Here is a 600-nt window from a genome sequence, read left to right as displayed (position 1 = left end):
GAATTTCTGTCACACAAGGCTGGCTCCGGCGGCACGGAAGCCCACAGGGCTTCCTCTACGGCCGCCTCACGTGCAATGACCTGTGAAATTCCCTACGGGAATTTCTGTCATTGCACCTGTGCGCGAGCGATCTTGCCGGTGAAGGAGTTGGCCTCGTCGGCATCCTTGACACCGTCGTTGTTCCAGGAGAACATGGCACGCAGCTTCGGGCCGACCTCCTCGATGCGCACGTGCGAGTACTCCTCCTGCAGCTGCTTGAACTTCGGGGCGCCGGCATCCTGGTCCTCGATGAACTCGCGGGCGAAGGAGCCGTCCTGGATGCGCTTGAGGTGGTATTCCATGCGCTCACGGACATGCTCGTCGATGCAGGTGTTGACGTAGTCGCCGTACTGGGCGGTGTCCGAGCAGGACCAACGATCCTTGTTCAGGCCGCCTTCGTTCATCAGGTCCACGATCATCTTGAGCTCGTGGCAGACCTCGAAGTAGGCGATCTCCGGCTGATAGCCGGCGTCGGTGAGGACCTCGAAGCCCATCTCGACGAGCTTGTTCACGCCGCCGAGCAGCACGTTCTGCTCGCCGAACAGATCGGTTTCGGTCTCC

The 600-nt window shown here is 61.0% G+C and carries 1 pseudogene; it reads right to left on the bottom strand.

The features are described from left to right. Window positions 1-107: 107 nt before the first annotated feature. Window positions 108-600: pseudogene (locus OU11_RS08540) on the bottom strand (ketol-acid reductoisomerase); the annotation flags it as partial.

Source organism: Bifidobacterium pullorum DSM 20433 (genome assembly GCF_000771405.1).
In the GTDB taxonomy this organism is placed as follows: Bacteria; Actinomycetota; Actinomycetes; order Actinomycetales; family Bifidobacteriaceae; genus Bifidobacterium; species Bifidobacterium pullorum.
Note: the sequence above shows the minus strand (reverse complement) of the source record. Positions and strands in the feature narration are given on the sequence as shown.